Origin of the sequence: Pseudomonas anatoliensis (assembly GCF_017976235.1) — a bacterium.
GTDB classification, from domain to species: Bacteria; Pseudomonadota; Gammaproteobacteria; order Pseudomonadales; family Pseudomonadaceae; genus Aquipseudomonas; species Aquipseudomonas anatoliensis.
The window spans coordinates 1-8,484 of record NZ_JACVHC010000014.1 but is presented as its reverse complement, the minus strand read 5'-3'; the positions used below and the strand labels follow the sequence as shown (position 1 = coordinate 8,484).

The 8,484-nt window shown below is 48.3% G+C and carries 8 protein-coding genes and 1 pseudogene; 2 read left to right on the top strand and 7 right to left on the bottom strand.

Annotated elements, in window-relative coordinates:
- The first annotated feature begins 341 nt into the window (after positions 1-341).
- Positions 342-1,862 carry a catalase gene (locus ICA16_RS28075; RefSeq protein ID WP_003829123.1) on the top strand — a complete coding sequence of 507 codons (1,521 nt, stop codon included), beginning with the start codon at positions 342-344 and terminating at the stop codon, positions 1,860-1,862.
- Positions 1,863-1,932: 70 nt separating this feature from the next.
- On the opposite strand, the pseudogene ICA16_RS28070 reads toward ICA16_RS28075, so the two are convergent.
- The 5 genes and pseudogenes from ICA16_RS28070 to ICA16_RS28050 all read right to left on the bottom strand — a co-directional run.
- Positions 1,933-2,049 (bottom strand): annotated as a pseudogene (locus ICA16_RS28070) (IS5/IS1182 family transposase); the annotation flags it as partial.
- A 714-nt stretch (positions 2,050-2,763) separates the two neighbouring features.
- Positions 2,764-3,627 (bottom strand): nucleotidyl transferase AbiEii/AbiGii toxin family protein, encoded by an 864-nt coding sequence (locus ICA16_RS28065; protein WP_032891956.1) that lies wholly within the window; start codon positions 3,625-3,627, stop codon positions 2,764-2,766.
- Positions 3,611-4,567 carry a type IV toxin-antitoxin system AbiEi family antitoxin domain-containing protein gene (locus tag ICA16_RS28060; RefSeq protein ID WP_138763973.1) on the bottom strand — a complete coding sequence of 319 codons (957 nt, stop codon included), beginning with the start codon at positions 4,565-4,567 and terminating at the stop codon, positions 3,611-3,613. The genes ICA16_RS28065 and ICA16_RS28060 overlap by 17 nt, the downstream gene beginning before the upstream one ends.
- Positions 4,568-4,873: 306 nt before the next feature.
- Entirely contained in the window at positions 4,874-5,263 is a 390-nt protein-coding gene (locus ICA16_RS28055) for a hypothetical protein (protein WP_032891957.1), read from the bottom strand.
- Positions 5,264-5,299: 36 nt separating this feature from the next.
- Entirely contained in the window at positions 5,300-5,479 is a 180-nt protein-coding gene (locus tag ICA16_RS28050) for a hypothetical protein (RefSeq protein WP_032891958.1), read from the bottom strand.
- 340 nt (positions 5,480-5,819) lie between these two features.
- Here ICA16_RS28050 and ICA16_RS28315 point away from each other — a divergent pair, with 340 nt between their 5' ends.
- Positions 5,820-5,954: a hypothetical protein gene (locus tag ICA16_RS28315; RefSeq protein ID WP_272949751.1), complete on the top strand. Its 135-nt coding sequence runs from the start codon at positions 5,820-5,822 to the stop codon at positions 5,952-5,954.
- 191 nt (positions 5,955-6,145) lie between these two features.
- On the opposite strand, the gene ICA16_RS28045 is transcribed toward ICA16_RS28315, so the two are convergent.
- A complete protein-coding gene (locus ICA16_RS28045) occupies positions 6,146-7,645 on the bottom strand; it encodes a methyl-accepting chemotaxis protein (RefSeq protein WP_032891959.1) in 1,500 nt (499 codons plus the stop codon).
- A gap of 163 nt (positions 7,646-7,808) precedes the next feature.
- Positions 7,809-8,381, bottom strand: a complete 573-nt coding sequence (locus ICA16_RS28040; protein ID WP_032891960.1) for a DUF6436 domain-containing protein — start codon at positions 8,379-8,381, stop codon at positions 7,809-7,811.
- Between the last annotated feature and the right edge of the window lie 103 nt (positions 8,382-8,484).

Here is an 8,484-nt window from a genome sequence, read left to right as displayed (position 1 = left end):
CTGATGTTCGTTAAAGCGGTTTCATAAAACGGTGGTTTTATCGTACTCCCCAGACAGAGCGCTGGTTTGCGGGCAGGTACTGGGCTTAAGTGCGTTTACTGTTCCATTGCTCCCCGAACCCCTATACTGAGTCGGTCGACGTGTTCGCCATCAACGTGTAGCACTGAAAGGAATCCCCACGACATGACCGAGACCGACACTGAGAAAACCCCTGAGCAGCTTCAAGCGCGCATTACCGAGTTGAAAGCGCTGTATCAGCAGTTGCAGGACAGTTACGACTAGGATTGAAAATCTTAAATTTCTGCAGGAAATTTAAATTAAAAGAAACGGGAGTTAATAGTATGAGTCAAGACCCTAAAAAATGTCCTGTTACCCACCTGACTACTGAAGCTGGTGCCCCTGTGGTGGATAATCAGAACAGTATGACGGCAGGTGCGCGTGGACCTTTACTTGCCCAAGATTTATGGTTGAATGAAAAATTAGCAAACTTCGTCCGCGAAGTGATTCCAGAGCGTCGTATGCACGCTAAAGGTTCAGGTGCTTTTGGTACCTTTACCGTGACCAATGATATTACCCAATATACTCGCGCTAAAATTTTCTCTGAAGTCGGCAAAAAAACCGAAATGTTTGCGCGTTTCTCAACGGTGGCGGGTGAACGTGGCGCGGCCGATGCAGAACGTGATATTCGAGGTTTTGCCCTGAAATTCTATACTGAAGAAGGCAACTGGGATCTGGTCGGCAATAATACCCCGGTGTTTTTCCTGCGGGATGCCCGTAAGTTCCCTGACCTGAATAAAGCAGTCAAACGTGACCCGAAAACCAACAAGCGCAGTGCCACCAATAACTGGGATTTCTGGACATTATTGCCTGAAGCCTTGCATCAGGTGACCATTGTGATGTCGGATCGCGGTATTCCTGCTGGCTACCGTCATATGCATGGTTTTGGCAGCCATACCTTCAGTTTTATCAATACCCAAAATGAACGCTTCTGGGTGAAATTCCATATGCGTACCCAGCAAGGCATCCAGAACCTGACCGATGCTGAAGCAGCAGATTTGATTGCTAAAGATCGTGAAAGTAGTCAGACTGACTTATTTGATGCCATTGAACGTGGTGAGTATCCAAAATGGAAAATGTACGTTCAAATCATGCCGGAACTGGAAGCTGAAACAGTTCCTTATCATCCATTTGACCTGACCAAAGTCTGGCCGAAAGGTGATTATCCACTGATTGAAGTCGGTGAATTCGAACTGAACCGCAATCCGGAAAATTATTTCCAGGATGTAGAACAGGCTGCCTTTGCACCAAGCAATCTGGTACCGGGAATTAGCTACTCACCGGATCGTATGTTACAGGCACGTCTGGTGAACTATGCTGATGCAGCACGTTATCGTGTTGGTGTAAATCATTCACAGGTTCCGGTCAATGCTGCACGCTGCCCTGTAAACTCTAATCGTCGTGATGGTCAGGGCCGCATGGATGGCAACTATGGTTCATTGCCACATTATGAACCGAACAGTTTTAACCAGTGGCAGGAACAACCTCAGTTTAAAGAACCAGCATTAAAGATTACCGGTGATGCTGATTTCTGGGACTTCCGCGAAGATGACAATGACTACTTCAGCCAGCCCCGTGCCCTGTTCAATTTGATGAATGATGAACAGAAACAAGCATTGTTTAATAACACGGCCGCAGCGATGGGTGATGCGCTAGATTTCATCAAATACCGTCATATCCGCAACTGTTATGCTTGCGATCCAGCTTATGGGCAAGGCGTTGCTAAGGCCTTAGGTATGACTGTAGCAGATGCTCAAGCGGCACGTGAAACAGATCCTGCTAAAGGTTTACCAAGTTTTCTTTAATGTGGAAATTTGATTTAGATAGTTAATAAAAAAACCCCGGCATCCTGCCGGGGTTTCTCATATTGGGTTGCTAGGCTCTGTACGTAAAGTATTGTCGCAAGCACCGCATAGCGCAGGCCAATGAGACCATCGCCGCAAAACTTGTTGCGAGCTTGTCGAAGCGCGTCACGATGCGACGGTTCTCCTTGGGGCGAATAGAGAAAACGGAAATTTTCGTACGCTAAGCGTTCTGTGTCAGGTTGAGGTCGTAGAGGTGGACGCTGCCGCGTCAGAAAATGCAAAAATAGACCCTAATCTGACGTGAGGCGAGTAATCATCCTGACGCCTGAGTGAGGTGTACTCCATTCGGATACCGACTGCACAACGCAAGGGTTTGGGACTGTCAGCAGGGCTTATCGTACGAAAATTTCCGTTTTCTCTATGCACCCCTTGGAAGAAGTACAGAGGGCAGAGTCGGCTAATTTTGGAGCTGCGGAGCAGCACTACGAAACGCAATCGTATACTGCTGGCTCATCAAGCCGAGATGAATCTGAAGACCTTGTCTTGTGGCATTCAGTACGCCAGAGTCGATTGGACGCGATTGAAGCCGCATTGTGTATGGTTCAGGCCTTATCTGCAGATGGCCGAGATGTTCGGACCATGGTTGGTGCACTTCAAGGTCTACATGCTGAGGTTCAAGCCCTTAGCCCTGAAAATTTGAGCGTGGTCGGCATGCAAAATGCTTCTGTGAGTGAGCAGGACGAGTTTTTGCGCTTGCCCGAATGGCTTAAGCAACAACAGTCGCGCTTTCCAGATATTCGGCCTCGCGGGCCTAGCATCGGTTAAATTTTTGGGGAGGCCTGCTTGCAAAAACCAAGGCGCATCGAGCGCACCTGGTCTTTCACGAATTAACTAATTTTTATCAATTGTCATCCCATGGTAACGATTTAAAGAAGTCGGCTACCCTGGCATACGACTCTTCAAAGTCTGGAAGATCAACAACCGTATCTTTTAGTAATGGATATTTTTCTGAGGATCTTTTTTTGATTTCCGGATTATCTATACCATCGCGATGAAGCAGATAATCAATTTTTTTCCCTTGGCTTTTATTTATTAACGAGTTAAGAATTTTAGTTTTTTCTGAATCGCTCAGAGGCTTTATTGTCGTTAATAGATAGTTGACATCATAAATGTCTTGTTCTCGGCCTCTGTTTCGTACTTCTTGTTGTAGAATTGATCTGAGTTTTTCTGCCATCAAGTCGCATATGTCATACGCCTGAATTTCGCCATCATCATCGCCAAGTTGAAGCATTTCAACATTATATGATTTTTCATTAAAGCTGTAGTCAATAACTATGACTAGCGGACAGTTCCTGTCTACTTCCAGACGCTTCATTTGTGCTGCATTGCTTCTCAAGCAATAGGCTATTTTCATTTTTATAGTGGGGAAGGTGCCTTTTGCATTCGGCTTTATATCATATGATTGTAGCTTGCATTTAACCCCATAGTTTAAAAATGACTCAACTAAGTCCATTGCATCATTTAACGTCGATTCAAACTCATTTAGGTCTATTTCGGAAAGAGTTTTCTCAGTAGAGAAATCGATGTCAGTAGTAAATCGTGTACTACCATAGCGAATACCGAGAAGGGTACCGCCCTTGATGATCATGCTAGTTCTTAGAGACTCATCTGAAGAGATCGCACGTAAAATTACGTGGGTGGCTTGTCTGGCTAGCTGAAAGTCCCGTGGTGCCTCTGCAACCCATTGTTCAATGTCTATTTCCATATTCTTGTGCAGACTCCGCATTTAGTGAAAGTGACCAATCTTCGTCGAATATAGACGAAAATGGCACCCCAGGAACCAGAACCTTGGAGCTACCTCTAGTTTTTTTTGATTCTTGTTGCCATTCAGAAAGCAGGGGATGTTCAACACCAGCGATTTTCTGCAGTGCAAATCCCACCCTGGCGATATCAATTTTTCGGGTTGTTTTGTGTTTTAGCTCATTAATAATGGCAGATGAATATTTCTTTCCGTTTTCGGCGTATATATCCAAGACATGGTCTATACCTCCACATTCATCTGGATACCTAAACATATCAATAAAAGTTTTTCCGATGGAGGACACCTTTACTGGACTACTTCTAACCTCTAAAGGCTCAACATATTTTGATTCGATCGACACAATCAGCTCTTGCCCAAATAAACTGGTGTGTTTAGGAAAGCTTGGAATGAAATTTTCTAGATCAAAATCTACCTCAGGGTTTATAGATAAATCTGATATTGACCTTTTTTTCCATTCGTTTAGTGGGCAGGCAGTGAATCGAACAACTTTTGGTATTTTATCTGTTAATCCATACCAAGCCATTGCATTAATTTTTGACAAATAGCCGTGCGGATAAATAGCACAAACTGTTTCAGCAGAGCTGTACTCTGGCTTGCCCTTTATAACATAAATGCCTGGTGTATTTGCACTGCCGTATAATTGATGAGGTTTAGCGTCGTTGTTTATATTAGTTAATATGCCGGTTCTTTCTACTCTGTCGATATAGGTATGAAAGTCGTCAACAGACGCGTAGTCCTTTCTTATAAGCGATATACGTGTTCCCTTATAAACTTTCGTCATGAATAGTAAGAATATTTGTTCTGAAAGTTTCTCTTTAGAGATTACGGAGTACGGATATTCCTCGAGCACCCAGGTAGCCAGTGCTTCTTCTAATAAAAACATTCAAATTCTCCTGCTCAAACTACTCTTTTCAGATATACGTCCTAAGGACGTATATCTGAAAAGAGCGACTATGTCAAGAAAAGCTAGTGTTTACAGGCGTGTTTTTTTCTGATACATTTTAGCCGCTATAATAAATCCTAAGGATTTATTATAGCGGCTCTTTAAGCCAAAAAATTACGTTTTGAAGTATTGCTTTGGCTGTAGTTTTTGGCTGCCTTTGGCGTGGACTAAGAAGCCGCCGCGCTGCTGAATAAAGGAAAGGGAACGTTCCTTTGGCCCAATAAATATTGGGTTTGACCGGGAGGGTTACTCTTTGTCGTCAAGCCAACGCGCAGGTCCTGCTAGCGGACCTGCTGGTTCCAAACTTTTTTCGGGATGCAGCAGCATCTCCTTCAGTTTGGCATCCAGAGTATTGAGGGGGATTTCTGCGTCATCGTCTATGTCACCTGGATCAGGTACTAGGTATCCAGGAGCCAGCAGGCAATCAGTTAGTAACTTGTGATGCGGATAGCGGTGTTCAAAGCGCTTTACCAGCGCGTCAAAAATCACTTCTCCGGCCGCAGTTGCGTTGACTTGGCGAATCACAAAATCGGCGATGGCCAGGTGAACCTCAATCTCCTCGGGAGTGAGAGGCAGTTTTTCTGCCTTTTCTTCGAGGTGGCTGTAGGAGGCACGTTCAACTGGTTTATCTGTCATCGCTCGTTCCTCTCTGGGAGCCCAGCGTCTGAGGGCCTAGGGGACCGAATTTTTTTGTACGGAGTCTTCGCAAGACTTGCCGGCGAAGGCTGAACCCTCAACCGTGGTAAAGGCATCGATAGCAGCGGCGTTGAAAAAGCTACGGTACTTGGGCGATTTCTGCAGACGTACAAGTTTGGCTCGAGCCCTATCTTTGACATTGCTGTTGATTTTCATCTTCGGGCACCTTGTCATGATCAAGGGCATTGTAGTGAGGCAACGGCTGGCTGCAAATCAGATTTCTAGTGGCATTTGGCCTCTATAATCACTCTATAATCGTCTATAAAGTCCTCTTTCTGCTGTCCTCTTGGGTTTCCAGTGGCGGCGTCGGTCATTACGACTGATCGTGAAGTAAGCTCCCTCTGAAAATATTTTTCAGTCAACCGGGCCAAGGGTTTTGCGCGTTGCATACCTGACTTTGCCCTGGTTGCCGCCTTGTCAGCGATGTCGCTCCTTGGGCAAGCTGTATCTACCCGGCCCACTAAACCCATAACAAAGCGCCGGGAAGGAGCATGCGATGACTGATGATCTGATTTTTCTCAAAGCCGCTGGCTGGCTGGTGCTCGCTTACAACCTGCTGCGCGCTTGGCAGCGACACAAGGCGCGCAAGGCGACGGACAACGACCAGTGGAGCGGGACCGAGCACCGCTAACCCGCGCAGGTCTCAAGGATGGGCCACGCGTTACGCATAACGACGTTTATGGTAAATCGGGTCAAGATCATACCGCGTGCCAGTGCGAGCCCGGCACTGGCACGCGTCCGACTGTTAATGTCGGACTCGACACACAAACATCAGCCAAGTAGTCCGTAAGATTTGCCTGCCAAGTCAGGGCTATTCAGCGCTTAGCGGCTAACGCGGAAGCGACCAGTCAAACGGCTCAAGCGATCGGCTAACTGACTGAGTTGCTGGCCATCGTCGTTAAGATTGCTAGCATCGCCGAAGCTTTGCTTGGCTACTTGTTGCACGCTGTGTAGGTGCTGACTAACTTCTGCACTGGTCGCAGCTTGCTCGTGGGTGGCGGCGGCAATCAGCTCGTTCATTTGAGTAATACCGCTGATGTTTTGCGCTACTGTGCCTAGCAGTTCAGCAGTCGCTTGACTGTCTTGTACGCAGCTGCGCACGCTGTCTCGGCTTTCTTGCATAGCGGCCGCTGCTTGGCGGCTACCTTGTTGCAAGCCACTGATGATTTTTTGTATTTCAGCGGTAGACAACGCAGTTTTCTGCGCCAGATTGCGCACCTCGTCAGCTACGACGGCAAAACCACGACCATGCTCGCCAGCACGCGCGGCTTCAATTGCAGCATTTAGGGCTAGCAGGTTGGTTTGATCCGCAATCGAGCGGATCACTTCCAACACCTTGCCGATCTGCTCGGACTGTTCTGCCAGCGCCTGAACCTCGGTTTCAGTAACGTCGATTTGTGTGGCCAGTTTGCTGATCTCGCTGCGCACATGGTTGACCGAGCGACTACCCTCGGCAGCTTGCTGGTTGGCGGCTTGAGCTGCCGCCGCGGCGCCATCAGCATGTCCAGCCACTTCGTCAATGGCGGTGCTCATCTGCAGCATAGCTGAGCTCATGTAGATGATTTCGCCTTGCTGTTGCTCTGCCCCAGAGCTTAGGTTCTCGGTGGTTAGCAGCAGACTGTCACCCATTTTTTTCAGACTTTTTGTGTCTCTAATCACTTCGCTGACCAGATCGTCCAAGGTGCCAAGAAATTGGTTAAAACCTAGGCTAACTTTGCCCTGCGCACTGCTGCGGTAGCTGAGATTGACTTCGTCAACTCGCTCAGTGATCTTCTCGGCAGCTTGCATCAGCGCCGCGCTTTCAACGGCTTCCGCGTGAGTCTGCATCGCCAAGTAAATCAGAATTGCGCTTTCTGCTACGACGTAGAGCGCATGCAGGAAAATGGTTGACCAACTGCCGCTCGGCAGCACAACAACGTCAACACCTTGAGCTTGTAAGGCAAAGAAACTCAAGTGATGCACTGCAATCACCAATGCGGCTACCACGATCGGAAGCCAGTCACGGTAGTACACCAAGAAAGCCAGTAGCACGAAGATGCTGAAATGCATTTCAAGCATGCCGCCAGCTTGGTTGATGTGCAGGGCCGCCATTACCATATACGCCGCGCCCATTACGCAACGCAACAGACGCTGGCCGCTGATTAGCTGGTTAAGCAGGCTCATCACAACCGCTGTACCACCTCCGACCAGGAGCGCTTGACCCCAAGCACCATGCCAGAACGCGAGTCCGAGCGAGTACACAAACATCAGCCACAGCACACCCAGCATGATTCGGTCTGATTTTTGGTAGTGCTGTTGAACGGGGGAGAGGTTAGCGGACATGGCGATAGGCTCTAGGTGGTGCTGCAGTCGTGGTGAGTGTTACATAGGGCTAGCTTGATTTAGGCGCTCTGCAACTACTCAAAATTGCTGTATCGGCAAGTTGAGTCTAAGGATGAGCATGCTTTTGCGCGTGATGCCGTAACGCGTTGCCGGTTTGTGATCGTCAATTGTTCGGCCAGTCGCAGAAGCAGCCTACGGCCATTGTGTTATTTGCGTTTACGGGTCTGCCAGCACTCAGGGCGTCGAGAATGGGCTCGATAATGCTGTTACTAGAGGTGCAGGTTGCGCCTTCGCTGTAGGGGCCGAAGTATGCTAATTGGCCTGTCCGGTCCCAGATTGCTACTGCCGGGCTGGCTGGTATTCTGTAGATGCCGCTCAAGGCGGGTAAAGTTTTCAAAGTGTTCAGGGCTTCAGGTAATTGGTCGTGACTACCTGGCGTTTGCACCGCGTAGAAACTAACACCCTGTGGGCCGAAGCGCTTAATAAGCTCGGTAAGGTGCTGCTGGTTGCCGACATTGCATGGGCAGGACGGGTCCCAGAAATGTATCAGGCGGATCGGGCCTGGACCCGCAAGCTCATCAGGCAGGTGCAGCAGCTCGCCGTAGAACAACGCGGTCTGCTCACTGAAGCTGCGCAGGTAACGTGCTTCGTACCACCAGTAGGCGACTAGCATGGAGAGGCCCCAGAGCATAATAAGCAGGCTTGCTATAAGGGTTTTGCGATTCGGGCGGGTCATGGGCAGTCTTTAATTTTCAGATGCGCAACTTACCATAGCCAGGGCTTACCAGCCCAAGCCACAGCCGTCGCTTTACTCCTAAGTTATGCGACAGCGGTTCCGC

What these genes read in the sequence shown, in the direction of transcription:
- ICA16_RS28075 (WP_003829123.1), top strand. Translation starts at nt 342, where the DNA reads ATGAGTCAAGACCCTAAAAAATGTCCTGTTACCCACCTGACTACTGAA.
- ICA16_RS28065 (WP_032891956.1), bottom strand. Translation starts at nt 3,627, where the DNA reads ATGGAAATAGACATTGAACAATGGGTTGCAGAGGCACCACGGGACTTT.
- ICA16_RS28060 (WP_138763973.1), bottom strand. Translation starts at nt 4,567, where the DNA reads ATGTTTTTATTAGAAGAAGCACTGGCTACCTGGGTGCTCGAGGAATAT.
- ICA16_RS28055 (WP_032891957.1), bottom strand. Translation starts at nt 5,263, where the DNA reads ATGACAGATAAACCAGTTGAACGTGCCTCCTACAGCCACCTCGAAGAA.
- ICA16_RS28050 (WP_032891958.1), bottom strand. Translation starts at nt 5,479, where the DNA reads ATGAAAATCAACAGCAATGTCAAAGATAGGGCTCGAGCCAAACTTGTA.
- ICA16_RS28315 (WP_272949751.1), top strand. Translation starts at nt 5,820, where the DNA reads ATGACTGATGATCTGATTTTTCTCAAAGCCGCTGGCTGGCTGGTGCTC.
- ICA16_RS28045 (WP_032891959.1), bottom strand. Translation starts at nt 7,645, where the DNA reads ATGTCCGCTAACCTCTCCCCCGTTCAACAGCACTACCAAAAATCAGAC.
- ICA16_RS28040 (WP_032891960.1), bottom strand. Translation starts at nt 8,381, where the DNA reads ATGACCCGCCCGAATCGCAAAACCCTTATAGCAAGCCTGCTTATTATG.